At 60.0% G+C, this 25,274-nt stretch carries 14 protein-coding genes and 5 pseudogenes; 8 read left to right on the top strand and 11 right to left on the bottom strand.

Annotated elements, in window-relative coordinates:
* The 3 genes and pseudogenes from ACPUER_RS31270 to ACPUER_RS31260 form a co-directional block, all read right to left on the bottom strand.
* Window positions 1-1,177, bottom strand: a pseudogene (locus tag ACPUER_RS31270) (restriction endonuclease); the annotation flags it as partial.
* A gap of 373 nt (window positions 1,178-1,550) precedes the next feature.
* Entirely contained in the window at window positions 1,551-4,553 is a 3,003-nt protein-coding gene (locus tag ACPUER_RS31265; protein ID WP_425132997.1) for a Tn3 family transposase, read from the bottom strand.
* Between the two features lie 29 nt (window positions 4,554-4,582).
* Window positions 4,583-5,782 (bottom strand): tyrosine-type recombinase/integrase, encoded by a 1,200-nt coding sequence (locus tag ACPUER_RS31260; RefSeq protein ID WP_425132996.1) that lies wholly within the window; start codon window positions 5,780-5,782, stop codon window positions 4,583-4,585.
* A 21-nt stretch (window positions 5,783-5,803) separates the two neighbouring features.
* Here ACPUER_RS31260 and ACPUER_RS31255 point away from each other — a divergent pair.
* Window positions 5,804-6,328, top strand: a pseudogene (locus tag ACPUER_RS31255) (SOS response-associated peptidase family protein); the annotation flags it as partial.
* Window positions 6,329-7,229: 901 nt separating this feature from the next.
* Here the strand turns inward: ACPUER_RS31255 and ACPUER_RS31250 are convergent.
* Both ACPUER_RS31250 and ACPUER_RS31245 read right to left on the bottom strand, forming a co-directional pair.
* Window positions 7,230-7,559, bottom strand: a complete 330-nt coding sequence (locus ACPUER_RS31250; protein ID WP_425132995.1) for a hypothetical protein — start codon at window positions 7,557-7,559, stop codon at window positions 7,230-7,232.
* 30 nt (window positions 7,560-7,589) lie between these two features.
* Window positions 7,590-7,808 (bottom strand): hypothetical protein, encoded by a 219-nt coding sequence (locus ACPUER_RS31245; protein WP_425132994.1) that lies wholly within the window; start codon window positions 7,806-7,808, stop codon window positions 7,590-7,592.
* 214 nt (window positions 7,809-8,022) lie between these two features.
* Between ACPUER_RS31245 and ACPUER_RS31240 the strand changes: the two genes are divergently transcribed.
* The 3 genes from ACPUER_RS31240 (at window position 8,023) to ACPUER_RS31230 (ending at window position 14,134) form a co-directional block, all read left to right on the top strand.
* Window positions 8,023-9,198: a hypothetical protein gene (locus ACPUER_RS31240; protein WP_425132993.1), complete on the top strand. Its 1,176-nt coding sequence runs from the start codon at window positions 8,023-8,025 to the stop codon at window positions 9,196-9,198.
* A gap of 126 nt (window positions 9,199-9,324) precedes the next feature.
* Complete coding sequence (locus tag ACPUER_RS31235; RefSeq protein WP_425132992.1) at window positions 9,325-10,224, top strand: hypothetical protein; 900 nt, start codon at window positions 9,325-9,327, stop codon at window positions 10,222-10,224.
* Between the two features lie 976 nt (window positions 10,225-11,200).
* A complete protein-coding gene (locus ACPUER_RS31230) occupies window positions 11,201-14,134 on the top strand; it encodes a Tn3 family transposase (RefSeq protein ID WP_425132991.1) in 2,934 nt (977 codons plus the stop codon).
* Window positions 14,135-14,212: 78 nt separating this feature from the next.
* Here the strand turns inward: ACPUER_RS31230 and ACPUER_RS31225 are convergent, their stop codons facing one another.
* Window positions 14,213-15,517 (bottom strand): site-specific integrase, encoded by a 1,305-nt coding sequence (locus ACPUER_RS31225; RefSeq protein ID WP_425132990.1) that lies wholly within the window; start codon window positions 15,515-15,517, stop codon window positions 14,213-14,215.
* Window positions 15,518-15,555: 38 nt separating this feature from the next.
* On the opposite strand from ACPUER_RS31225, the gene ACPUER_RS31220 reads away from it, so the two are divergent.
* Together ACPUER_RS31220 and ACPUER_RS31215 are read left to right on the top strand one after the other, a co-directional pair.
* The gene (locus tag ACPUER_RS31220; RefSeq protein ID WP_425132989.1) at window positions 15,556-18,066 is read left to right on the top strand and encodes a TOTE conflict system archaeo-eukaryotic primase domain-containing protein; all 2,511 of its coding nucleotides are present in this window, start codon (window positions 15,556-15,558) and stop codon (window positions 18,064-18,066) included.
* Window positions 18,067-18,249: 183 nt separating this feature from the next.
* Window positions 18,250-19,242 carry a DNA-binding protein gene (locus ACPUER_RS31215; protein WP_425132988.1) on the top strand — a complete coding sequence of 331 codons (993 nt, stop codon included), beginning with the start codon at window positions 18,250-18,252 and terminating at the stop codon, window positions 19,240-19,242.
* Window positions 19,243-20,032: 790 nt separating this feature from the next.
* On the opposite strand, the gene ACPUER_RS31210 is transcribed toward ACPUER_RS31215, so the two are convergent.
* Window positions 20,033-20,656 carry a hypothetical protein gene (locus tag ACPUER_RS31210; protein ID WP_425132987.1) on the bottom strand — a complete coding sequence of 208 codons (624 nt, stop codon included), beginning with the start codon at window positions 20,654-20,656 and terminating at the stop codon, window positions 20,033-20,035.
* A gap of 168 nt (window positions 20,657-20,824) precedes the next feature.
* Window positions 20,825-20,974 (bottom strand): annotated as a pseudogene (locus ACPUER_RS31205) (IS3 family transposase); the annotation flags it as partial.
* A 58-nt stretch (window positions 20,975-21,032) separates the two neighbouring features.
* Here ACPUER_RS31205 and ACPUER_RS31200 point away from each other — a divergent pair.
* Window positions 21,033-21,409, top strand: a pseudogene (locus ACPUER_RS31200) (transposase); the annotation flags it as partial.
* A gap of 352 nt (window positions 21,410-21,761) precedes the next feature.
* Window positions 21,762-22,481, top strand: a pseudogene (locus ACPUER_RS31195) (IS630 family transposase); the annotation flags it as partial.
* A gap of 70 nt (window positions 22,482-22,551) precedes the next feature.
* Here the strand turns inward: ACPUER_RS31195 and iagB are convergent.
* From iagB to ACPUER_RS31180, 3 genes are all read right to left on the bottom strand, one after another.
* Window positions 22,552-23,058, bottom strand: a complete 507-nt coding sequence (iagB, locus tag ACPUER_RS31190; protein ID WP_425132986.1) for a type III secretion system invasion protein IagB — start codon at window positions 23,056-23,058, stop codon at window positions 22,552-22,554.
* Window positions 23,059-23,063: 5 nt separating this feature from the next.
* The gene (locus ACPUER_RS31185; RefSeq protein WP_425132985.1) at window positions 23,064-24,746 is read right to left on the bottom strand and encodes a HilA/EilA family virulence transcriptional regulator; all 1,683 of its coding nucleotides are present in this window, start codon (window positions 24,744-24,746) and stop codon (window positions 23,064-23,066) included.
* 133 nt (window positions 24,747-24,879) lie between these two features.
* Window positions 24,880-25,224 carry a hypothetical protein gene (locus ACPUER_RS31180; protein WP_425132984.1) on the bottom strand — a complete coding sequence of 115 codons (345 nt, stop codon included), beginning with the start codon at window positions 25,222-25,224 and terminating at the stop codon, window positions 24,880-24,882.
* Between the last annotated feature and the right edge of the window lie 50 nt (window positions 25,225-25,274).

Below are 25,274 nucleotides of genomic sequence, written 5' to 3'. Positions count from 1 at the left end.
CGATCAGTAAACCCTGCCCCCCTATGGCGCCTCGGCTCTGCAGGCCGAGCACCGTCTGATAGGGCTTGTCGGAATATACTTGGTCGTAGTCGTACATCGGCTCAAGCTGCGAGATCAATGCATTGCCGAGCACGCTGCCGATCGCGCCCGGTTGATCCGGGTCCTGGCCGAGTGCATAGACATAGAAGTCAGCGTCGAACTTGGTGGCCTCGCCAGTGCCCGGTGCCTGGCATGAAAGCGTGAGTCGACCATCGTCGTTCCGCGAGATCGACAAAGTATCCACCTTGCGAAGCGCATTCTCGGCGCTGTCGGGCGCGTACTTGAGCTGATTGCCATCGAGCAGGACGGGCCTTGTACTGCGCACGAGCCATTCAACCTTCGCGCCCAGTTCGCCAGCCCGTTCCACTGCGTCGATTCCGGCGTTAGGGCCATGCACCGCGATAGTCTTGCCTTTGAACCGTTCAGGCTCCGCATCGGCGGCACGCATGAACTCATCGAGATCGAGCACCCGCCCTTCGTTGCGGAACACCGCCTTGTGTTCCGACGCGATGGTGATGTTGCTGAAGCTTTGTTCGGCTCTCGACATGTTGTCCGAGTTACCCCAGACACTCGTATGCGGCCCCGCGCCGATACCGAGCACAACCTGCTTGCTGTCAACGACATGGCCGCTGCCGAGCCTGATCCGATAGTTCCCGTCGTCCAGGCGCTGGACACTGGTGATACTCTCGTTGATGCGCTCGGCGCCCAGCCTAGCTGCACGCTCGATCTGGGCATCGTTGCCGGCGGAAAACGTCGCGCGGTCGGCGTAGCCTGGATCGTAATACGGCGCGCGGTCGCCCCATTGATCGATGATTTCGCGCTGGTGATTGATGTAGCCCGCGCCTCGCACGCTCGGCTGCCACGCGTCCCGTTCGCCGATGATCGTCACCTTGCCCCAAAACGGCAGTTCATCGGAATGCGCATCCTGCCGACCGTTCAACTCGTTCAACAAGAACGCGGTACTGCTGCCAACGCCAATAAACGTCACGTCGCGAAGCCGAAACGGGTCAAGCTGCAGCTTTCGCCCCTCGACGGCCTGACTCCCCGCAATGCCCACTTGACAGGCGTCGGACGCCACCGACTTCGCGTCGAGCGCAGTGTACGAGTTGAGGCTATTCAGTGACGGAGCGATTTTCATGAAAAATCCAGTAGGTGGAACAGTGACAGCAATCAAGAGATGGGCGCTTGCATCTCTTAGATGCGAAGGAACCGATCACAGCAACGGAACCGCACCCGCCGATTCCTAAGTCAGTACTTTGCCTGTGCAAAGTACTGGCGCGATGTCACTTCCTTCTCATTGTTTGGACGTGTACTGTACCCGTCCGCATCGGTAGAAAACCGGTTTGCTGCCGAACGACGTGGCCCCAATGCAACGTGCTCAGCCGGGCTACCAATCTAACATTCCCGACGGGGCGCAATCGGATACGACAACGATGAAGCGCTGCGAGTTCCCAAATTTGACGCAGCAATGACAAAACGGACACGTTATCTGAATCCAAATGCAGGACCATTCAAAAATCGCTCAATCGCTTGATCCCTCTTAGAGCGAGAGTCTCCGGTACGGGTCGCAACGGCCTGAACTCGCCGACCGGCAGTTTCTGACTTTGCCTCCACACGTAGTCGCCGGTCAGGTTGACGTGTTCCCAGCCCAGCGGCGAAAGATAAGGCAGCAAGCCGATGTCGACGGCCAGCCCCCTCGCATGCATCGCCTGCACGGCGCGCTCGAGATAGACTGTGTTCCACTGTACGATTGCAGCAGTGACCAGATTCAGGCCGCTGGCACGATAGCGCTGTGCCTCGAAACTGCGGTCCCGGATTTCGCCGAGACGGCAAAAGAACACCGCGCGGGCGAGCGCGTTGCGTGCCTCGCCCTTGTTCAGGCCGACATGCACGCGGCGGCGTAGCTCGACGTTCTGCAGCCAGTCGAGGATGAAGAGCGTGCGCTCGATGCGGCCGATCTCGCGCAGCACGAGCGCAAGGCCGTTCTGGCGAGGATAGCTGCCGAGCTTGCGCAGCATCAGCGAGGCCGTGACCGTGCCTTGGCGGATCGATGTCGCCAGCCGCAAGACATCCTCCCAGCTTCGCTGGATGTGCTTCTCGTTGTACGTATCACCGATCATCGCCGCAAGCGCGGGATAGTCCTTCACGCTGCCTGGCACGTAGAGCTTCATGTCGTCCAGATCGCGGATGCGCGGCGCGAAGCGGAATCCGAGCAGGTGCATCAGCGCGAAGACATGATCGGTGAAGCCGTTTGTGTCGGTGTAGTGCTCTTGAATGCGCAGATCCGACTCGTGATAGAGCAGCCCGTCGAGCACGTAGGTCGAGTCGCGAACGCCAACGTTGACGAGATTCGGATAGAACGGCGCGTACTGATCGGAGATGTGCGTGTAGAACATCCGGCCCGGCTCGGCGCCGTACTTCGGATTGACGTGCCCGGTGCTCTGCGCGCGACCGCCGGCGCGAAAGCGCTGGCCATCGGACGACGAGGTCGTGCCGTCGCCCCAGTGAGCTGCGAACGGATGGACGTACTGGGCGTTAACGAGCTCGGCCAGCGCCTGGGAATACGTCTCGTCGCGGATGTGCCATGCCTGCAACCAGGCCAGTTTCGCGTAGGTCGTGCCTGGGCAGGCCTCGGCCATCTTCGTGAGGCCGAGGTTGATCGCATCCGCGAGGATCGTCGTGAGCAGCAGCGTCTTGTCCTGGGTCGTATCGCCGGTCTTCAGGTGCGTGAAGTGACGGGTGAAGCCGGTCCACGCGTCCACCTCCATCAACAGCTCGGTGATCTTCACGCGCGGCAGCATAAGAGCGGTCTGGCCGATCAGCGCCTCCGCGGCGTCTGGCACCGCCGCATCGAGCGGCGTGATCTTCAAGCCCGAGTCGGTGATGATGGCATCGGGCAGATCGTTGGCCGCCGCGAGCCGGTTGACCATTTCCAGCCGCTGCTCGAGCAAGTGCCGCCGCTCCTCCAGGTACTGCTCGCAGTCGGTCGTGATGGGCAGCGGCAGCAGGTTCTCCTGCCGGATGGTCTCGAATTTTTCTGCCGGCAACAGATAGTCGTCGAAATCCTTGAACTGGCGGGAACCTTGCACCCAGACGTCGCCCGAGCGCAGAGCGTTCTTTAGCTCGGAGAGCGCGCACAACTCGTAGTACCGTCGGTCGAGCCCGGCATCCGCGAATACCAGCGGCTTCCAGCGCGGCTTGATGAACTTAGTCGGCGCGGCGGCGGGCAACTTGCGCGTGCCGTCGCTATCCAGGGTGCGAATCGTGTTGATGGCGTCGAGCACATCGATGGCCGCCGGCGCCGCGCGCAGCTTCAGAACCTCGAGGAAGGCCGGCACATAGCGGCGCAAGGTTGCGTAGTGGTCGCCGATCTCGTGCAGGAAATCGAACGCCTCGGGCTGTGCCAGCTGCTCGGCCTCAGTGACACTTTGGGTGAAGGCGTCCCATGAGATGACGGATTCGATGGCCTTGAACGCATCGACGCCGTCCTCCTTGGCCTTGAGTAGGACTCGGCCCAGTTTCCCGAACAATCTCACCTTATCGTTGATGGCCTTGCCCGCGCGATGGAACCGCTCTTGGTGTTTTTTCTTCGCGGTGTTGAGCAGCCGCCCGACGATGCGGTCGTGCAGCTCGACGATCTCGTCTGTCACCGTCGCCGTCGCTTCCATCGCAATCGCCGCGAGCGTCGCGTGCCGGCGCTGCGGTTCGAACTTCGCGAGGTCGTGTGGCGTCATCTGCCCGCCTTCGCGGGCAATCTTGAGCAGCCGGTTACGGTGGACCAGCCGGTCGAGGCCGGCTGGCAAATCGACGGCCTGCAGCAATTTCAGGCGATCGATGTGTTGCAGCATCTGCCTCGAACTCGCCTTGCCCGGTGGCTGCCGCAGCCAGGCGAGCCACGTCATGCGTCCGTCGGCGCGGCGCTGCAGCAACCGGTCGAGCCGATGGCCGTGCTCCTCCGAGAGCGGCTCCGTCAGCGCCCGATAGATCTGGCGCGTCGCGCGCGTGATCGCCTCGGCACAGATGCGTTCGATGACCGCGTCCCTGGGCAGCAGGATGGCTTGCCGGCGCAGGTGCTCAACCAGCGCCTGGGCGAGCACGACGCCCTTGTCTGTCTGCATCGCCAGGTTGATCAGCGCGTGCACCGAGGTGCGATAGTGGGACAGGTTGAACGGCGACAGGCCGAGTTGTGCACGCAACTCGAGCAGGTGTTCGCGACGGGTTTCCTCGCGCTTCGCGTACTGGGGCCAGCACGTCGGATCGATGCCCAACTGCTGGCCGATCCATTGCAGCATGGCGTGCGGTACCTCCGTCGTCGTCGACCATCCCTGGCCTGGGTATCGAAGCAGACAGAGCTGCACGGCGTAGCCGAGACGGTTCGCGTCACCACGCCGTTGACGGATCAAGGACAGATCGGATTCGCTGAGCGTGTAGTGACGAATCAGATCGTCCTGCTCCTCGGGAATGGTCAGGAGGCTGTCGCGCTCCGATGCCGACAAGATCGAGCGGCGTGGCATGGGGCTCCTTGCAGAAGACAGGCAAGCGGTCAGTTCCAGCTGAGCCGGTGACGGGTCTGCGTGGCGTCGTGCCGCGCATCTTCCTCGGCATGCAGATAGATGCTGGTGGTCGCGAGCGACGTGTGTCCGAGGTTGCCGCGCACGAAACGCAGGTCGACCTGCTGATCGGTCATGTGCGATCCGGCCGTATGCCGGACCCAGTGCGCCGATGCGCGGGCGAGCTGATCGGCCTGCGCCTGCCACTCGGGGCCGTGCGCGCGCAGCCTGGCTGCGGCCAACGCGAAGACTTCCTTGACGATCTGGTGGATCGAGCCGCGCGAGAGCGGCTTTTCGTGGCCGATGAGCGGCAGCAGCAGTGGGCGGCGCTCGCCCTGGTACGGAGATGGCGGCAGGCCGTGCGCGCGCCGATACCGGGCGAGTTCGGTGATGAGTTCGTCGGTGGCCGGCACCAAGCGCGTTTTGTTGCCCTTGCCGAGCACCTCGATCCACCAGCGCTCGACGCCGGCGGCATCACGCCGGCAGAACACGGCGCCCATCGGCGTGCTTGCGATCTCCGTCGCGCGCACGCCGGCCAGATACAGGACCGTGAAGAGCCACCGGCAGCGCGCGGCGTGCAGCCGCTCGCGCTCGGTGGCTACCGGCAGCGTCTCGATCGTCGTTTTGACCACCTCCCACCACTCGTGGGTCAGGTATCGCGTCACGGCCGGTTTCCTGGTGACGCCGCGGCGACGCGCAAGCGACAAGGGATTGCCAGCGAGGTAACCGGCCTCGACGAGCCAGGCGAACGTCGCGTTGAGAATCGTCATCGCGTGCCGTACGCTGGTTGGCGACAGCGGGCCGGCAAACGGTCGCCAATCCGGGGACGCGCGGCCGGGCTTTTTTCGGGCCGTCATGACCCAGCGCCCGGCCGGTTGCGGATCGGCCAGGAAGCGCTGATAGACGAGCAGATCCTCGTGGGTGAGTGATGAAAACGGCTTGCCATGCTGGATGACCGTCCACAGCAGCAGTCGCTCGGCTTCCTTGCGATAGGCGGTCATGGTGCCGGGCGCATCGGTATAGCGTGCGAGCCATGCCGTGACTGCGGCCAGGTCGTCGACGGCGCTGATGTGTTGGATGGCGCTGCGCGCGCGGTTCGTGCCGGCAGCACCGGACAGGTCGACCGGAATGCGCAGCTGCTCGATGGGCCGGGCAGGATCGTCGGGCGGAATGAGGGCAACGGGGCGGGTCATGGGTGTGACGCGTTGTACGGAGTAAAGGTCACGAAGTCCGCCAGCGAGGACGTCCGGATCTCCACCGACAAAATCGCTGCAGCGCAACGCGGCCTCGAAGATCTCCGCCGGCGTGAGCTGAAGGACAACGACGCGCGGATCTTCCCGGGCTGGTACGCCCCCGTGCTGATCGAAATCGACGGCAAGCGTCTGGTCGTGCCGATGCGATACCGATACCGATGCCGCCTGCCCGGCTGGACCGAGGCGGACGAGAAACAGAAGCCCGGAACTTACAATGCGCGTTCGGATTCGCTCGCCACGGCGTGGCGCAAGGTTTTCGGCTTCACGCATGGCCTGATCCTGGTTGACGCGCTTTTCGAAAACGTCGAACGCGATGGCCAGAAGGTCGTGCTCCGCTTCGACCCGACACCGCCACAGCATATGCAGGTCGCCTGCTTATGGACGCGCACTCCCATGCCCGAGGGTGACGACCTCTGGTCGTTCGCGGCGATCACCGACGATCCGCCGCCCGAAGTGGCGGCCGCCGGCCACGACCGATGCATCTGAATACTACTAAGTGTTAGATCATCGTAAGTTGTTGATCTGACGTGCACTTCCACAACGAACAGTTTGTGGCTCCCCAGCATCCGCGTTAAACGTCCTTCCGAGGCGACAGAACGGCGATCTTTCCAGAGGCTGCCGCCTGCAGCGTTGCGATCTCCTGACGCAGTGTTTCATTGATCGAGGCTAGCCTCGCGACGTCGGCCAGTGCAGCGTCGCGCTCCGCGCGCAGGGTCTTCAGCTGTTCTCTTACTTCCTTGACCTCCGCAGCCTTGGCGTCGCGCTGCTGCCGAGTGCCCCGACCAACTTGAAGCGCGGATCTCTTCGGCGATGTCCGGGTAGGTGTTGTGGATGGCCTTCAACTCGACCAGTGCGGCAACTGAGGTCGCGATCCGAGTGGGGTATTAAAACGCATCGCAGTCCTCGCACGCTCGCAGTCCGTTCGTATCATCGGAATTCATGAGCTATGGAGTCTTCTTCGCCCTCAAATTCGATTGAGCAACAATGCTCAGGAAAATTGAAGATACTGCATGCATCATGTCTGATATTGCCACTGCATTTCCAGCAGCACACCATCAAACGTGAAAATTCGCGTCGCAGTGAAAAATGAGCGCCATTATCTCTCGCGACGTCATTCGAACACCCACTGTGGCGCGACTTTCAACCATTCCATTTACCTGCCAAAAATACCAGTTCCTAACGATCACAATTTCGCCCATGCTGTATCCGTATTCTGACAACGCAGACCTGTGATCCGCCTAACATGGTTAGGCACCCTGATTTTCTATAATTTTTTGGAATGCGTCGATGCGATATGTGTTCGAGCGAAACGGATTTGAAAATCATTGCCAAAACCGCGCAATAACTCCGTGAGTCCGGCATCAATGGTGCCGCGGGCCCATGTGCCTCATCGTCCCCATCGATATTTCAGATCGATCTCGATCATGTTCGGTTCGGAACTAAAGACAGGCAGATAGAACAGGAGCGCCTTGTGGTCGAGCAGCCAATGTTCCCGTGTCGCACAATGTTCTCGTGTCGCCTCGTCGGTGCCGTGCCGGATGCTGGCGTTGCCCAGCACGATCACGTTTGGGCAGCCGTCGCCGGCAGCGACGAGGCACCTGTGCGCAACACCCAGCGTTGCGTGCCGGCATGGCAAGAGCCTCCCGTGGAGCACCCGCACGCGCCGCGCCAGCGTGAGCGAATCAACCGTGGCGACCTCGGCTGCGCTTGCGACCATGACCGCAGGCAGGAATCGAGGGCGCCCCCCTCAGCGGTCCGTCAACCGGCCGCACATGCCGCTTTCGTTCGACACCCTCACTCGGTTATAGGGCCCCTGCACGCTCGCCCCCAGTCGCTCAGCCACCTTGGACGCGCTCGATCCAATACCCAGCAGCAGAACGCCTGTCGCTTGGGTGTAAATATCGCGGTGTTGATGGTTCAGGAACCGTTGCTCCAAGGTCAGCTTCTCCGCTTTGCTCAACAGCACAACGCAACTCATAGGCAGCGGGTCACGAAGTTGCTTTGCTACCCAACGCCTTAACTTAAAGATTATTTAATCGGCACTTAAACAAGGGGGCACTCACCACGATAATTTGACAACCCGCCCGTCGCAGCAATGTTGGAAGTCGGTGATTTAACGAGCGTGCTCGCTAAACGCAGCAAATTTAACCCATGCTTCAAAAAACATTAAGGTGAACGTTATGGCAAATCCGAAAGACTTCGTCGATCTTCAGGCTGGCTTCTACAACGCTCTCGCCCAGGGTTTGGGGTATTCCAACCAAGATCCGTTTCAAGTGGTTCAACCGTCGCCTCCGCTCGTTGGCGGCGATGATGCCGACGACCTGCTCTGGGCCTATCTCAACAATATTCCCGTCGCGTCCCTGACAGGGAACACGCAGTTCTCGAGCGGCAATCATTTTCTTACCAATTACCAAGCAGTCATGTCTGCATTGCAGGCAGCACCGAATAACTTTCAATCGACGATCGGGCCTGCATGTTGGGATCGCTATCAACGCGCGCTGAAGGACGGGGATGTTAAACCGGGTCCTGTTCAGTTTCGCAATTGGGCACTGTATAGCGAACCGTGTTCGGCTGTCGCAGTGTCGGGCGCGTCTGCCCTGGCGGCCGCGATGCTTGATCCGATTTTCGCTGCGCAGATGAACGTCCTGCCCTACAAGCCTGCCGGTTTTGATCCGGTTACCTTCGTGCCCGGCTACTCACGGATGCTTACTCTGCTCAAGAAGGCACCGAGCCGATCCTTCAGCGTCGCTACGAACAGCTGGCAAACCGACGTATCTCACACGTGGACCAAAGGTGCGAACAGCGGTTTCTTCGGGCTATGGGGCGGCAGCAGCTATACATCCACGCTGAGCAAGAAATTCGCATCTAGCGGCGTATCTTTGGAGGCGACGTTCCAAAACGTGCTGCCGTTCAACGCGACACCGGGCGACTGGTACAGCTCGGCCGCATTCGGCCTCGCATTCAACAGCCCGGGCAGCGCGCCGTGGGTACCCGGTAATCCAATCAACTGGGAAAAGACGTTCGGCTCGTCGGGCAACATGCAACGGTTTACATCGAACCTCGTGATTGCCAACAAGATGGACATCAAGGTTACGTCCGAAGCGAGCTATAGCGAGAGTGAGCAGACGGAGATCAGAAACAACCAGCGCTCAGGTTTGTGGCCATTCTACGTCTCCGGTAGCTCGAGCGGGTCTAGCACGGAGTCGTCGTTCGATGCCTCGGGAAAGATGACCGTCAGGATCACCTCTGAGATGAACGTACCAGTCGTCATCGGCTGCATCGTTCTTTCCGCAGGCCAGTATCTTGGCCATGAAGCGCAGGCGTCAAAGATGCTCACCGAGAGGTTCTACGGCTGACGTCTGACAGCGCTTCCTTAGCCGACATTCTGGCCATTCGCAGAAGGAAGCCGCTGCGCCGTGCTCATTTCGTGCGGGATCCTTCGGGTCCCGCGCTTTTTTCGCCACCGAAGAAAGGTCAAACTCATGACTTCGTTCGTCGAACTGCAAAATCGCTTTGTCGCCGCGGAATTCGCTGCGCTCGGGCTTACGGAGCCAGGCTGGCAAGTGCTTCAGCCCGCCTCATTGCTCCGACCCGAGGATAACGAGTCACTGTGGTCCTTTTTGAACACGATTCCGGCCGACTCGCTGATCTACGCACCAAGCGGTGGCGACACGTTCTTTGCGGCATATTCCGCGTTGATTGACTCATTGGAAGCCGGATCCAATCCGCTCGACCCAATCGCGGTCGCGAAGCGCCGCCTCAACGAGTGGGGACAGCGCCCCCCAGCCTGGAGCATCGACTATATGGGCCTCGTGACGCTGCTTGCGGCCGCTCCCGGTTTCAAATTTCAGTTCAGTAGCGAGGCAGAGCCCAATGCCGGGTTCTGGGGCATTTGGGGCGGCAGCGCACCAGCCTCGGGACCCAGTGCGCAATTCGCCGCTGGTAACGTGTCCGGCCAGTTCGAATTCAAACACGTGCTACCGTTCTCGCCAACGCCTTCCAGCTGGTACGTTTCGTCAGCGCTGTCACTTGCGCACGCGACGACAAGCGGCCGCCCTTGGAATCCGGATTCGCCGATCAACTGGCAATCTACGTTTGGCCCCCAAGGCAACATGCAGCGCTTCGTCGCCGGGTTGCTCGTCGTTTCAGGCATGAAGCTGCAGTACACGTCGAGCGCGACGCTCAGCAAAGCCGACCAGCAATTGATACAAGCCAATCAAGCGGAAGGCATGTGGCCGCACTATGTCAACGGCGTGGCGACTTCCACACACATTCGTTTCAACGACTTAGGTCAGATGACCGTGGAAATCACCAACGAGCAGCATACGCCGATCGTCATCGCCGCGTCCGTGCTTACGGCAGCGCAATTCCTTGGGGGATGAGTCACGTCGATAAACCCGTTTCCGAGTGGCGGGTTCCGAACTTATTGGGAGGAGGAGTCGAGTACGAAGAAGAACACCGGTACATACAGGACGACAAGACGACCGCGGCCAGCGCCGTTTTGGTCGGCGTGCGATCGGGATTTGACGGTGGCGTTTTCTTATCGCGGCCAAACAGGCTCCAAGGCGCCGGCAAGCGCATGACGTCATCGGCCGGGGTCCGGCAAGGAGGTCTTGAGGAACGACGGAAAGACCAGTCAGGAAGAAACTGATTTGATTGATTATTGTTTTGGGGGCGAAGCGCTAAGCCTTGTCGTGCCTACCTGTCAGATCGAGTCCCGGCTAATACAGGTATGGCAGTAGTCGGTGAAACATTTTCACTCCGGCAAACTGGTGCAACACATGAGCCGCATGTACTAGCAGAGATACTATTTTCCTTTGCCTATTAGGGCATCCGCTTCGGAAGCGTATGCGATTTTGTCCCTGCGGCTATACAAACAAAGTTCACGACCGATCTTATCCCGCATATGCTTCTGTGCGTATCGCCCCTGCATGAGCAGAACCGAATATCCCGTACGATCACCAAACCCAACGATGTCGCCAATGGGTTTTGGACTCTTTAGCCCACTAACCTTTACGCATGCCACCTTCATTTCCTCGTAAAACCCCGCCCAAGTCTGCGGAGGCGAAGCAAAAACCAGAGGAGAGAAAATTAATGTCGTAGACATACAGATTCTTAAAAAGAATTTCATATTAATCAATTGGCGAAAAATTAAGATGTTTAGACAACGAAGTCATCGGTTCCAGCCCGCCTGATGGGGTAATCGTCCTTTTCGTGCAAAATCTGGCGGTTTTGCCGCAAAGCCTTCTGTAGCAAGGCTTTGCGGTCGATTCTGACTATCGGCGGCAGCCCCGCCCGGGATCTGCGGTAAGCTACCTGCCCGCAATTTTCAATTGCGACCGTGACGGGAGGCAGTAGATGCCAGGCCTGGAATTTCGGTATGTGGGGCATGATCGCTTGCCTGCGCGACTGTCGGAGTTCGACGTCGAGCGTTACTTTGCGCTGAGCGACAGTGACGTGACCGCGATCAATGAACGTTTCCGGCGCGATCGCCGCGCAGGCGCCGCCATCCAACTGGTCTTTCTGCGGGCCAGCGGCCACACGCTGGATCATGTCGGGACCCTGCCACGGCAACTGCTGCGCTATGTCGGCGATCGACTCGGCCTGCCGACACCGTCGATCGCGTCGCTGCGCACGCTCTACCAACGCTACAAGACCCAATACGAGCATCAGGTCTGGGCGTGCGAATACCTCGGCCTAACGTCGATGGGTGCTGACCAGTGGTCTGGCCTCGAAGCGTGGATGCGGCAAGATGCTGCCGAATCGCTGGCGCTCGACGAACTGGTGCAGCATGCGTACCACTGGCTGTACGAGCGGCGACTGTTAATCCCCGCGGAACGAACGCAGCGGGATCTGGGGCGATCGATCTGGGCTGATGCAGAACGCGGTCTGCTCGCGACGATCCGGGCGACCGTCAGTGACGCCGAACTGATACGCGCCGATGCGGTCTTGTCCACCCAACACGGGACGTCAGGGATGACCGTGCTCGAATGGCTGAAGACGCCGCCGGCACGGCACAGCCCGTCGACCATTGCCGAAACCCTGTCGAAGGTTCGCTTCCTCAAGTCGCTCGGCACCCACACGTGGAACCTGGACGTGGTGCCGATCGAGAAACAGCGCGCCTATGCGCAGCGCATTCAGGTCCGGCGTCCCGCCAAGGTTCGTGAACTGAAGGTGTCAACGCGCACGATCGAGCTGATCTTCTTTCTGCACGTGACGCTACTGGAGCTGACCGACGCGCTGCTCTATCAAACGGGCCGCCGCGTCTCGGACCTCGTCCGGCACGCCTACGATCGGACGACGGTCAAACAGGCCCGGTCCGCTGTCGAGTACCGACAGCAACTGATCTCGATCAAGGCGCTCGTCGACGATGCGAGCCGCTCTGCTGAGGAACGGCTCACCGAGATCGGCAAACTACTTGTGGACCTGTCGGACAAGCCGCCGACGAGTCACGCAGCCAGCGTCCGCGAAACGCTGACCGACGATCATCATCGCATCCGCAACTTGCTGGTGCCGTTGCGCGAGCTGGAACTGTCCGGCCGAGAGGCCGAGCCGAGTCTGCGCCAGTTCGAGCTCCTCGGCACGCTACACGATCGCGGTGCGACCGAATTGCCCGCCGATTGCGAAGTTCCGATCAGCGCGAGTTTGCGGGACCTCGTCGAGGGCGAGGATCGCGTACGGGCAATGCGGGCGCCGGAGGCATCGGCGATCACGGGGCTGCGTAAGGGCTTGCGACGCGGATCGGTTTGGATCAGCCATAGTCTGTCGTTCCGTGCCCGCGATCAACTGCTGATTCCGCCGGCGCAGTGGGAACGCGAGCGCGACCGGCATCTGTCGTCGCTTGGCCTGCCCCACAAGGCTGAACCGTTCCTGGCCCGGCTGACGAACCACCTGAAGGCGGGATTGTCTGCACTCGACGAGGCGCGCGAGGCTGGGCGCGTCACGGTTGGGGCTGATGGCGCATTGCATCTGTCGGCGCTCGAGGCGATGCCCACCGACGGCGTCCCGAGGCGCACGCGCGACTTGATGTACAAGGAAATCGGCACAACGCAGTTAGCCGATCTGCTCATCGAGATGGACGCTCACACCGGCTTCAGCGAAACGCTGTTGGCGCGTCGCGCGCGCGATGCGAACGAACTGGTCTCGTTATACGCGGCGCTGATCGCCCACGGAACGGATCTCGACGCGAAGAGCGTCGTGGCGATGGTCCCACAACTCGACCTGGCGCCCATCGCGACGGCGATGCGGGCGCTCGAGATGCCTGGCCGACTGTCGCGAGCGAACGAGCGCGTGGTCGAGTTCCAGCGCACGCATCCGATTACCGAATTGTGGGGAACGGGGCGACAAGCATCCAGCGATTCCATGAGCCTGGATACTTCGCCGCACCTCTTTTATGCCCGCGTCGATCCGCGGCGCCGAACCCACGCAGTCGGGATCTATACGCATGTGTTGGATCAGCATGGCATTGTCTATAACCAACCGATCGTACTGAACGAACGGCAGGCGGGCGTGGCCATCGAAGGCGTATTGCGGCACAACGAAAACCGAGACGATGGCGGACTGCTGCGACTCTCCGTCGACACGCACGGGTACACGAGCGTGGGGATGGCCGTCTCGAAGCTACTGGGCTTCGATCTGTGTCCGGGCCTGCGCAATTTGGCCGAGCGCAAGTTGTATTTGCCGCGCGGATTTGCCGTCTCCGAAGGACTGGCAACGGTCGTGGCCCACGACGTTTCGCTCAAGGCAATTCGCGACGGCTGGGACGAACTGCTGCGGCTCGTCGCCTCGATTCAGTCCGGCCGCGTCAGCGCGGTGGTCGCGCTGCAGCGGTTCGGCAGTGCAGCACAAGGCGACCCGGTGCATCGTGCCGCCGATCAACTCGGCAAGTTGCTGCGCACGCTTTTCCTGTGCGATTACTTCAGCAACGTGGCGTTCCGCCGGGAGCTGCATACGCTGCTGAATCGCGGCGAGTCGGTCCACCAGCTTCAGCGCGCGATCTACACCGGCAGAGTGGCCCCCGAGCGCGGTCGACGTCGCGATGAAATGGTCGCCATCTCGGGTTCGTTGACACTGTTGACGAACCTTGTGATCGCCTGGAACACGCAGCGCATGCAGACGACGGTCGACGGCTGGCGACGCAAAGGACGACAGGTCGACGACGAGTGGTTGCGCCGGATGGGGCCTGCGCATTTTGCGCACGTGAACTTCAGGGGCACATTGAGCTTTCCCATCGACCAATACAGCGACGTCCTGCTGGAAGCCGCGCCCTGGCAACGAGTCACGGGATCATGAGGCGCGCCGGATAGAGACAGACGGCGTATCGGTACCGTTGGCGGACTGGCGTCCGTCCGATGAAGTCGACGAGCTCGATCAGCGCCAATACCGGTCTGCGGCAGGATCGTGCAGCACCGCTTCTGCCATGCAGTCACACATCTCCGCGGTAAAATGGATTTCGCCGAGCAGTTCCTCGATCGCCGCTTCCAGTTCGGCTCCGTATGCAAACGGCATGGTGATCTCGTATCGCGTGTGCTGCCGATTGACGCATCGCATCTCATACAGGGAATGACAGAAATCTTCGATCCAGCGGCGCGCCTTGGACACGCCTCGCACGAATTTTCTGTTGCGCTCGATGACCAGGTGCAGGCTCAGGTGCGTTTGTGGCGTCGACGATGTCGTTACCTCGTCCGCCAACGACTGCGTCTTCGCAGGTTCGGCGATCGCGGGCTGTGTGGGTGCCGGTGGTGGCATCATCGTAAGTGCCGACTCGATGCGATGTTGTGCGAACGGATCGGCCGCGTCGATGTAGCGCATTGCCGAACGCACATCTTTCCAGCCAACATACTCCATCAGCATTTTCAGATCCCAGCCGTTCGAGTTGGCCCAGGTCGCAAAGCCTCGCCGCAACGAATGGCTGCTGTAACTATTGGGCGTAGGTAGCCCAGCCTCGCGAAACAGTGCGCGCAACAAGGGAACAAAGCTGCCGGCATGCAACCCTTCGTCGCTCACGTTTCCCCACCGGTCGACGCTTCGGAACACGAACCCCTCGGTCAGGCCAGAGGTGGCAATCCAAGCTTCATAGGCGGCCACCGGGCATAGCCGCGACAGCGCGGGCGCCTTGAACGTCGTGCCAAGCTGTGCGCGATCGCCTTTCGTGCGCGGCAGGAACAACGTCATGCCGCGGCCCGCCTCGACGGTCACATGCTCGATCCGTAATCGACTGAGTTCATCCGAACGAAAACCACGCCAGAAGCCCAGCAGCACCAGCGCTCGGTTGCGAACGTTCGCGAGGTGGCTTCGCTCGTCTGCGATCTGGTCGATCTGGCCATCAAGCCAGGCGGTAAGCTTTTCGAGCTGCGCGAGCTGCATCGGCCTGGCGCGCTTCTCGGTCGCAGGATGCAGCGCCGCGATCCCCTTGAGTACCTTTCGCACGTGCGGCGTCTTCGTCGGATCTGCGAAACCCTGCGTCTGATGCCATTGTGCGAGTGCTGCCAGGCGCGCCCGCAGCGTATTGACCGACAGGGTTTCGGCGTGGTCGGCAAGGTACAGTGCAATTGCATCGGCGCTCGCCGGCAGGAAGCCGCCCCATTCAACCTCGAAATGCCGGATCGCCGACTGGTAACTGCGACGGGTATTTTCGCGCGTCGCGGCTTCTACGTAGCGATCGATAGCAGACATGGCTCGTGGGTACAATCGGGCAATCAATATCGGAGACGATGATATGCAACAACGATCATGTGCGCCAGTCGGATTGCGAGACGGGGAATACGGTTTCGACCGATGAAGCGATGAACGAAGGCAAGCCGTCACATGCGGGCTGGGAAAATTTCACACGCGAAGAGCTGCTCGCCGAGCTCGCCCGTCTGCATGCTGAAAATGTCCGACTTACCGCCTTGCTGCCGACAACCGTGCCGACGCCGGATAAGTCCGTGCCAGCAGTCCGACGCGTACTGTCACCAGCGGGGCGGAACACAAGCGTTCCTATACTTTCGCCAGACCAGAAAGTGCGACTCTTCCGGCGGCTATTTCGCGGCCGCACGGATGTCTATCCGCTTCGCTGGGAAAGCCGCAATTCCGGGAGGTCGGGCTACGCGCCGGCCTGCGCGAATGAATGGCGAACAGGAATTTGCGACAAACCCCGCATCCGCTGCGCGGACTGCGGGCATCGCGTCCTGTTGGCACTGGACGATCAGGTCATCTACGCACACCTGGCTGGCGATCATACGGTGGGCCTCTACCCACTGATGCCAGGCAGCACCTGCTACCTGCTCGCCGTCGATTTCGACGAGGAGGGCTGGCGCGAAGATGCGATGGCCTTCCGGCAGTCGTGTGAAGAGCTGGGCGTGCCCGTTTCGCTCGAGATTTCTCGCTCGGGTAACGGCGCGCATGCGTGGATATTCTTCTCGTCGGCCGTCACCGCGCGCGACGCACGACGGATGGGGGCGGCCATTATTAGCCACACCTGCGCCCGGACCCGGCAGCTTGAGTTGTCGTCCTACGACCGGCTCTTTCCGAACCAGGACGTGCTCCCCAAAGGCGGCTTCGGCAATCTGATCGCGCTGCCACTGCAGAAACAGCCACGCGAGCGCGGATGCAGCGTGTTTGTAGACGAACGCTTCGAGCCCTATGCCGACCAGTGGGCGTATCTGGCAGCCATCCGGATGATGGACGGGCGCGACATTGAGGGCGTGATTTTCCGTGCTACGGGCGGCGCCCATCCGCTCGACGTTGCATTCATCGCCGAAGAGGATCAGGTCGAGCCGTGGAAGCCACCTCCCGCGCTGCCGAAACGATTGGCCGGACCAATGCCGGCGTCGCTAACACTGACGCTCGCGAACCAGCTCTATTTCGAGAAGGAACAGCTTCCTCAGGCACTGCTTAATCGTCTTATCCGAATGGCAGCCTTCCAGAATCCGGAGTTTTACCGGGCCCAGGCACGCGGTTTCAGTGTATGGGACAAGCCGCGCATCATTGGCCGGGCCGAAAATTGCCCGCGCCACATCGCGTTGCCGCGGGGTTGCCTCGACGACGTCATGACGCTACTGCGCGACAACGACGTCACTTGCGACATTCGCGACGAGCGTTGCTCGGGTGAGCCGATCGTCGTGTCTTTTGCGGGTACGTTGCGCGATGACCAGCAGACGGCCGTGGCGGATCTGCTGCGACATGACACCGGCATCCTGCATGCGCCGACGGCATTTGGAAAGACTGTGACGGCGGCCGCGATGATTGCCCAGCGCGGCGTCAACACGCTCGTGCTCGTGCATCGCCGGGAACTGCTTGATCAATGGCGCGAACGCCTGCAGTCGTTTCTTGGGCTCGATCCGCGGGAGATCGGCACGATCGGCGGCGGCAAGTCGAAAGCAACCGGTCAGATCGATGTCGCGATGCTGCAGTCGGTGGCACCCGATGGTACTCGTGGCGAGCTGTTGCGGCGTTACGGTCAGATCATCGTCGACGAATGTCACCACGTCTCCGCGGATTCCTTCGAGGCGGTACTCAAGGCCGTTCAGGCGCGCTACGTGCTGGGCCTGACCGCGACACCGGTGCGGCGCGACAGCCAGCAACCGGTGATGTTCATGCTGTGCGGGCCGATCCGACATGCGGCGCGGCTGCCAGCCAACGCACCGCAGTTGCTTGAGGTCTTCCCGCAAAGACTCACTGCTGCGGTGGATGTCGCGGACGACGCGCCGATCCAGGCGGTGTTCGCACATCTCGCACAGGACGTGCCGCGCTCCCAGATGATCGCGGCGGCGGTCCGTGAACAGTACGGACAAGGGCGTAACGTGCTGGTACTCACCGAACGGACGGACCATCTCGAAAGCCTGCGGCAGATGCTGGAAGGCACAGTGCAGTCGCTGTTCGTGCTGCACGGACGGCTCGGCAGAAAGGCGCGCGCCACCCAGTTGGCAGCCCTTGACGCGCTGGCCGGTGACGCGCCCCGCGTCGTGCTCGCAACTGGCAGGCTGGTCGGGGAAGGTTTCGACCACCCGGCGCTGGATACGTTGGTGCTGGCTATGCCGGTCGCATGGAAAGGCACCCTGCAGCAGTACGCCGGCCGGCTTCACCGCGAGCATGCAGGTAAAACTGGCGTGCGGGTGCTCGATTACGTGGACGGCGGGCATCCGGTGCTCCTGCGCATGTGGGACAAGCGCCAGCGCGGCTATCGGGCGATGGGCTACCAGGTGTGCGTGCCTGGACAGGAACTCCAGCTGATGCTCGCCTGAAATCGGGCAACCAATCTCCTTTTTGTACCGTTCCCGACTCCTGGAGGCTGTTTTCGGGGGCTCACATTGGATAACCCACCTTTATCGCATATGAAAAACAACCATCTCACATCACGCTTGACCAGCTCTATTAGTACGTATATACATAGTATGTAATACAGTACGATATTCGAAGGAGGCCCCATGGCTCGCGCCGGCCTGACCCGTGTGGACATCAAGCGTGCGCGCGATTCGCTGATCGCGCAGGGTATGCACGCGTCGATCGATGCGATACGTATCGCGCTTGGCAATACCGGTTCGAAAACCACCATCCACCGCTACCTGAAAGAGCTCGAGGAAGAAGAAGGCGCGTCGCTGACGCGTGCGGCGTCGCTGTCCGACGCCATCCAGGATCTCGTCGCCCGCCTCGCGGCCCGCCTACACGAGGAAGCGCAGATGCGCGTCGATCAGCAGGCGGCCGCAGCAGCAGCCCAGCGCCAGCAGTCCCAAGCCGAGATCGCTAAGCTCACTGGCGAGCTCGCCGCACTGCAGACGCAACTGGCCAACGCGACCGCCGCGCTCTCGAGCGAACAGGATGCGCACGCCGATACGCGCTTGGCGGCGCAGCAACGTGCGATCGACATCGAGCGACTCTCGCAGCAGGTGCATGATCAGACCGTGCGGTTGGCCGAGCACGAAAGCTTCCGCCAGTCACTCGAAGAGAAGCTGAAGCACGCGCACGACGCGCTCGAACACTACCGGACCGCCAGTCGCGAGCAGCGCGAACAGGAAGCGCGCCGGCACGAGGCGCAAGTCCAGCAGTTGCAAGCCGAACTGCGTCAGGCCAACCAGACGGCAATCGTGAAGCAGAACGAAATTACCCAACTGAACAAGGACAATGCGCGGCTGGTCGCCGAGTCCGGCGCGGCGAGTAAAAGTCTGCGAGAAGCGCGGGCACACGGTGAGCAGATACGGGAGGCGCTCGACCGGATGCTTGCCGATCACGTCCGTCTCGAGACCGAACGCGATGCCCTACGCGCGACGGTCAGCGCGCAGTCGGGGGAATTGGAAAGCGCCCGTGCGTCGCTCGGCGTAGCGACGGCGGAGCGGACAAAGCTGGCGGCACAGGTCGACGCCCAGCTGTTTCTGCTGACTGACTATCGGGCGCGCTTGGGTCTGGGTGGCGCTGCGGACTGAAGCGCCAGATTTTGCATCCGGAGGACACGGCTTCGCGAAATCGGCCTAATGCTAAGTCCATGATTTTGCGTGGAATTTCAAACGAAACCGCCAGATTTTGCACGAAAAGGACGATTACCCCTTAACCCGTTGGCCTCCACGATTTCCGTCTGACCTCACACCTCACCCGCCTACTGGCAGGGATGGGGGCGCCTGCGTGCCGTGCTGGGCAAGGTGTTCCATGTGGTCTTCGCCGCCGTGTCAGACGCGATGAGGCACACGCCGCGTAGCAGTTCGCTCGTGGAGAACCTGAACTCGCGACTGCGCAACTACTTCACGCTGCGCCGCCATCTGGGCCCGCCATACCTCGAGCTGCTGCGCGTCTTCCTCAACCATCGGCCCTTCAGGCGCAGCCGCCGGCCTGAGCGCCACGGCAAAAGCCCGCGCGAGCTGATGACCGGTCAGCCCCACCTGCACTGGCTCACCCTGCTCGGACGATCTACAACCCCATCGGGGCTGATCGTCAAAGGTCGGATCCCTCGATCTGATTCGCACTGCTTACTTCAACGCCGTCCTCATACACAGCGGGTATCCGCTCGTCCGTGTTACCCAAAATCGGCGGTTTCTGAACCACGCCTGGCTTTGTATGGCACTGAATGTTCACCAGGCGGGTAGATCGATCGTCTTTTTTACTCGACCTCACGCGGCCGCGCAATCCCCCCTTCCGAACAAAGCCTATCAGTGTTGGGTATCATGAAAAACTCCAAAATACAAGTTTGATGCAACAACATCCTCGCAAAGCCTTGCCGACTCATTCACACTCAAAATCAAGCAAAATCTCCCGCACGCGCCCCCTCAATTCCTTTGTCTTGTCTATGCATTTTTGCGGGTTACCAAGAGACACCTCACGAGGATCACTAATAAAAACATCTCCCGTGTCGCCATCAATCAAAAATTGCAAATCATCAATATCAATTTGCCTTTCATCAAGGATGTTTGCTATATTTTCGAGCTGGCGAATAATATGATTAAGAATCGTTGGGTTGCTGGGGAGGTCCACCCTCCCCAAAATAATGTCCTGCGAATCGAATGGATTCAGAATAAGCCCCCTTTCAACTCCATATTGATCGCCGCACTTTACAACACCATAAGTCTTCACGGTTGGCAAGCCAACCGACTCTAGATGCTTTATGTAGTTCACTTCTTTTTGAGCCGTTTCAGCAGGAGAAAGATTCCCAATCCCATCTTTCTTAATAAGTGCCACACACCTATCGCCATGCTCCAGCGAATAGAACACACATTTTTGGCTTCCCTCTCCCAGCAACATACCAATCGACGGCAATTCCCTAACGTCATCAGACTGCTTTCCTGCAGATTGCTGCGCAATTCCATGAGTTGAGCTGGCAAGTTGATTGTTCAGAACAATGGGGGGCATAAACTTCCTTCAGGGTAAATTTCCGTACACAATTACTAATTATCACGTATACGGAACCCAATCTTTCAAATATCGATCAACTGTTTCCAATCAGCGATCGCCCGCTTGGGCATGCAACCCCAGCCCACGTCTGGAGTTGCCCCTGTGACTCAGGACACGCGGACACCGTTAGGTTGATGATGCCGCATTACGCCTGAACTCGCGAGGCGAGCGGTATTTCAGGACTTTGTGCAGGTGGCGCTCATTGTAGTGTTCAAACGCGATAGCCAGACGCGAGAGCGCTGTTGGTGCGTCAGACTTGTCCATATAGGCGACGTGAGGCCAGCCGAAAAAAATGGAAGCCAACGTTTCGTAAAATCGAGAAACGTAGGCATGAATGAATCGAATTCCAAGAGCGGTCTATACGAAGGAGCTTCGCGACGAATCGGTCAAGCTAGCGTTGACTGAAGGTGTTGGGATATCGGAAGCTTCCCGGCGGCTGTCGATCCCGATCAAGACGCTGGCGAACTGGGTGCGCGCGGCGAAGGCCGGCAAGCTGAAAGATGTCGGTAGGCACCAGAAGCCACTTACGGAAATGGAAGTCGAGCTGGCGCAAGTCAAGCGTGAATTGGCCGAGGTCAAAATGGAGCGCGATCTCCTAAAAAAATTCGCAACGTACTTCGCGAAGGAGTCGCGGTGAAGTACGGCGTGATTGAACACATGCGACGGGACTATCCGGTGCCGCCGATGTGCCGCGTGCTGGGCGTATCTGTCAAACGAAGAAAAGTTGATACGAATTTCTACTAAAGTTGAGACTTTCACGATCAAGCGACGAAAACCGGATGAATGAGCGTAAGGGCGTTGTTGCATAAATCGGGCGGGCAAGCGGCGACTGACGTTTACGTACAACAATCGGTCCGCCCCCCCTGTTAACGATTCAGGTTCCTGCGTAGATTCTCGATTTTTGGCTTCGAGAAGATGCGAAGGGACAGGAGCAAGAAGTGCGAGCCGAAGGCGCGCTACCGTGTCAGGAACTGGTCGGCCGACAACGCCGGCCTGATCAACCGAGGTATTGATCAGAAATGCGTGATCTTGAAATCGGCAAATCAGCCCCTATGTTTGTGGCATGGAAAAGAGAGACATGAGATCGCTTCCTCGTGAGGCGCGTGAAGAACGGCGCCGACAGGTGATCGGGCTGCGCGAGCGTGGGTGGACCTACGACGAGATTGCAGACCATACGAACCTGTCGCGCACGGGTGTGTTCGATATTTGCAAGCGCTATGTGCGCGAAGGTGCGGCTGGGTTGCGCGACAAACCGAGCGGAGGGGCGGTGAATCCAAGCCGTGCCTTGAGCGAGCAACAGGGAGTGGAAATTCGCGTGCTGTTGCGCGACCAGATGCCGGATCAGATGAAGATGCCCTTCGCGCTGTGGAGTCGACATGCGGTTCGCGAGTTGATACGGCAGCGGTTTGGCTTGACGCTCACGCTGCAAGGCGTCGGCCTGTATCTGGCGCGCTGGGGCTTCACACCGCAGAAGCCGATGAAGCGGGCCTACGAACAGCGGCCGGAAGCCGTACAGACGTGGCTGACCGAGACGTACCCGGAGATCGCACGGCGTGCGAAAGCAGAAGGCGCGGAGATCCAATGGGGTGATGAAACGGGCTTGCGTTCGGACGACGTGCGCGGTCGCTCCTACGCGCCGATGGGTAAGACACCCGAGCGGCGCGTGATGAGTCGCCGCGAAGGCGTGTCGGTGATGTCGACCGTGACTCAGCCGAACAAAAAGAAGCAGCGTCAGTTCACGCAGGCCGATGTTGAGAAAGTGATCGTGGATCTCGCCGAACGCACTCGGCCGTATCACGATGTGCCTATGCTCGCCCGTCAGTTGAAAATGATTCTCCATTCGGTGTGCTAATCTACCGCTTACCTTCAATCGCCACCGCCTTCTCTCGCCCCCCCCCTACATCACGTACACCAGATTCGACGATAGCTCTCACCGCCGTCAACCTCTGGTAGCGCCGCCAAACCTGCTTGGCGTAGTGGATGCGCATCTTATGGCGACCCGGAGCGGTGCCTGCGTTGTAAGCGCCTACCGCCTCCCATGAATAGCCGTAGCGTTTCATCATGTCCGAGAGAATGGATGCGCCGACAATGACGGACAGGCAGGGGTCTTTCAATAGCTGGGGCTCGCTGATGCCCAGCTCGCGCAGGCGCGGCAGATGGCGGCTGTTGATCTGCATCAGCCCTAGGTCTTCGCTGCCGTCGCGGTTGCGGCCGACGGCGCGGGGATTCAAGGAGGATTCTTGCTCGGCAATGGCGTACAACAGCTCCGGCGCGATGCCGAACATGGAGCCTGCGCGCTCCCAGCAGTCGGCGTGCGCGACGCCTGTGAAAAGCAACAGACTGAATGCAATGCGCTTCATGCGGCCTACGTACGGCTATCCAGCGCCTCAAGCGCCAGGTCGCGGATTCGGGGGTCATGCCGCCAAGCCTTGCACCATATATAGCCATCGGCTTCCAACTGTCGCCAATGCTGTACGGCGGCTTCCTTGCCATGCGCTGCCAGGATCAGCGGCAGAAGGCTGGCACGCACTTGGCGGCTGTCGGTCTTGGCCAAGAAGGCTTGCACGGTGGCTTGCGCAGTCTCGCCTCGATGGCGATAGTCGATGTAGCAATGGTTGATGGCGAGCAAGCCGGCCTCCTCCCCGGAGGCGCGCACCGTTTGCACCAGCGAGTTGGCATCGGCGTATTCGCCTTGCATGGCGAGCACAAGCGCTAATACGCTTTGTAACACCGGATGGTTTTGTCCATATTGGCATAGCTGGCGTTTGCCCAGTGCAATCGCCTCATCCATGCGTCCCTCGAAATACGTCAACCATAGTTTGAGGATGCTGGCGGCGATCCGGGAAGGATCGCGCTCCAAACAGGCATCCAGCGCTTTTAGGGCATTGGGCAGGTTGCCAGACAGAAGCAAGTGCCAAGCATGGTAATAGTATAAATCGACGGAGTCCGGCGCCAGCAGCCAAGCTTGTTTGAACAGCGCCTCCGCGACGGTTTGTTGCATGTTCATGCTGCTCAGCAACGCCAGCAGCCCCAGTGCCGGCGGGTGGCTGGGATCGAGTTCTATTGCTTTGGTGACGGCTTGCTGGGCTTGGGTGAAGGCGCGCGCCTGATCGAATAGGCCGAGCTGGGCCAGCGTGAGGTAGCACTCGGCCAGGCTGCAGTAAGGAAGAGCGTGCGCAGGGCAGGCGCCGACGCATTGGCGCAGCAGAGTCAATGCCTGGCGCAGGCTGGATGGAGTATGCCGCTGCAACTCATGCCGGCCGTTCAGATAGACAATGGCGGCATCCAGCGATCGTAGCTCGCTGAATTGTCCCTGGTTCCATCGCAGGCCGGGGATGCGCTGAGACAACAAGGCGGCCAATTGGTTTTGCAATATGGAGATGGGCTGATCGGGACTGACTTCGATGCTTTCATGATGAATCAAATGATGGCCTTCGGCGCGTACGAGTTCTACTCGCAGTCTCCAGCCGTCACCGTGGGGGCAGGTTTGACCCGCCAGGTAGTAGTCGGGGATCAGTTGATCTATCAATGCAACGACGTCTGCCGCATCATGACAGTTCTGCGTGATGGTGGCCGGCAACACGGTCAAACCGAACGGCGAGTAGCGTGATAGGCATTGGACTAGGGCATGATGCAGGTTGGCAGCGTCAAATTGCGAGTGAGTGCGGAAAGGAAGCACTGCGATTGAGCACTGCGAGGCTTGCGGCGTAGGTCGCGACACAGTTGCGACAGGGCGACAGAAACGGAATCCCTTGCCATAGATGGTATCGATATAACGACAGCTCTTGCTTTCCATCAGCAAACGTCGCAATGAATAGATGCAGCGGGTGAGCGACTCCTCATTGACATCTCCGTCCGGCCAAACGCGGTCGAGTAATACGTCCTTGCCAACAAGCTCGCCCGCGGCTTCCAGTAATAGCGTCAACACGGCAAGTTCCTTTGGCGGGATTCGGATCTGTTGCTCTCTGTGGGATAAGGTTCCATCCTGATGCAGAACGAAGTCACCAAAGACGAATTGCCGATTTAAGAAGTTATCATGGGATGACATAGGGCGTGGTTTACCGTAGGGTTACACGTGGGCCGACGCAGGGCGGTCGCGATGGTCGATATTGGGCGCCTCGTTTTTTTTCACTGGGTGCGCGGATGACGCCCGCATGTCATTGCACACCAGTGCGTAAGCGTCACACCCCGGCCACCACTTGCAAGCTCACACCGCTCGTGGTATGCACAGGCTGTTCTCCAGGTTTGCGCGATCCATCACTCTCGATTGCATACGCCACCACTTTGTCCGCACCAAGATGGCCCTGATACAGATACTTGCCATCGGGACTGATCCATGAATCGCCCGCAAGGCTGGTCGCCTGGCCATTCACTGCCGGTTCCAGTGCGGCCACCGCATTCAGCAACATGGCGCGGCGACGCGTCACGGCGATAACAGTGGCAACGCAGAGGATACTCAGTTTCAATATCAAAACTATCTCCGAATTAAGGCAATGCTGATTAAGTTCACCGTCCCTGTAGTTCATGCGTCATAGATCGGTGTGCATGACTTGAGAAAGGCGAACGACGATGAAGC

It is taken from the genome of Burkholderia sp. DN3021 (assembly GCF_049805555.1).
Taxonomy (GTDB): domain Bacteria; phylum Pseudomonadota; class Gammaproteobacteria; order Burkholderiales; family Burkholderiaceae; genus Burkholderia; species Burkholderia pyrrocinia_C.
Note: the sequence above shows the minus strand (reverse complement) of the source record. Positions and strands in the feature narration are given on the sequence as shown.

Bases quoted from the DNA above. Each gene is read 5' to 3' on its own strand.
- ACPUER_RS31265 (WP_425132997.1), bottom strand. From the start codon at position 4,553: ATGCCACGCCGCTCGATCTTGTCGGCATCGGAGCGCGACAGCCTCCTG.
- ACPUER_RS31260 (WP_425132996.1), bottom strand. From the start codon at position 5,782: ATGACCCGCCCCGTTGCCCTCATTCCGCCCGACGATCCTGCCCGGCCC.
- ACPUER_RS31250 (WP_425132995.1), bottom strand. From the start codon at position 7,559: ATGGTCGCAAGCGCAGCCGAGGTCGCCACGGTTGATTCGCTCACGCTG.
- ACPUER_RS31240 (WP_425132993.1), top strand. From the start codon at position 8,023: ATGGCAAATCCGAAAGACTTCGTCGATCTTCAGGCTGGCTTCTACAAC.
- ACPUER_RS31235 (WP_425132992.1), top strand. From the start codon at position 9,325: ATGACTTCGTTCGTCGAACTGCAAAATCGCTTTGTCGCCGCGGAATTC.
- ACPUER_RS31230 (WP_425132991.1), top strand. From the start codon at position 11,201: ATGCCAGGCCTGGAATTTCGGTATGTGGGGCATGATCGCTTGCCTGCG.
- ACPUER_RS31225 (WP_425132990.1), bottom strand. From the start codon at position 15,517: ATGTCTGCTATCGATCGCTACGTAGAAGCCGCGACGCGCGAAAATACC.
- ACPUER_RS31220 (WP_425132989.1), top strand. From the start codon at position 15,556: ATGATATGCAACAACGATCATGTGCGCCAGTCGGATTGCGAGACGGGG.
- ACPUER_RS31215 (WP_425132988.1), top strand. From the start codon at position 18,250: ATGGCTCGCGCCGGCCTGACCCGTGTGGACATCAAGCGTGCGCGCGAT.
- ACPUER_RS31210 (WP_425132987.1), bottom strand. From the start codon at position 20,656: ATGCCCCCCATTGTTCTGAACAATCAACTTGCCAGCTCAACTCATGGA.
- iagB (WP_425132986.1), bottom strand. From the start codon at position 23,058: ATGAAGCGCATTGCATTCAGTCTGTTGCTTTTCACAGGCGTCGCGCAC.
- ACPUER_RS31185 (WP_425132985.1), bottom strand. From the start codon at position 24,746: ATGTCATCCCATGATAACTTCTTAAATCGGCAATTCGTCTTTGGTGAC.
- ACPUER_RS31180 (WP_425132984.1), bottom strand. From the start codon at position 25,224: ATGAACTACAGGGACGGTGAACTTAATCAGCATTGCCTTAATTCGGAG.